1 protein-coding gene is annotated in these 415 nt (G+C 67.2%); it reads right to left on the bottom strand.

Going from position 1 to position 415, the window contains the following annotated elements; genetic code table 11:
• The coding region (locus D7X55_RS46990; protein WP_121725790.1) for a LysR family transcriptional regulator at window positions 1–415 on the bottom strand (415 nt) is incomplete at both ends.

Below are 415 nucleotides of genomic sequence, written 5' to 3'. Positions count from 1 at the left end.
GGTCGATCTCGTAACCGAACAATGCGCCGATGCCACCGAACTGGAACTTCTGCTTGACGTCCACATCCACGTCCGGCCACGCCGCCAGGTAGGGAGAGACGATCTTCAGCAGCCACTGGTAGCACGGATGGCATTCCATGCCGATGCGCAGCGCGCCGCGCTCGCCCTGCGCGAACTGGCCCAACCGCTCCTCGGCCAGGTCCAGCTGCGGCAGTACCCGGTTGGCGACCGCCAGCAGGTACTGCCCGGCCTGGGTCAGGCGCAGGCTGCGGCCCTCGCGCAGCCAGACATCGGTGCCCAGCTGCTGCTCCAGCTTTTTCATGCTGTGGCTGAGCGCCGACTGGGTCAGGTTGAGCACGCCGGCGGCCGCGGTGAGCGAGCCCTGCTGTTCGACCTGCTGCACGATGCTGAGGTG

Source organism: Corallococcus sp. AB049A (assembly GCF_003668885.1).
Classification (GTDB): Bacteria; Myxococcota; Myxococcia; order Myxococcales; family Myxococcaceae; genus Corallococcus; species Corallococcus interemptor.
Note: the sequence above shows the minus strand (reverse complement) of the source record. Positions and strands in the feature narration are given on the sequence as shown.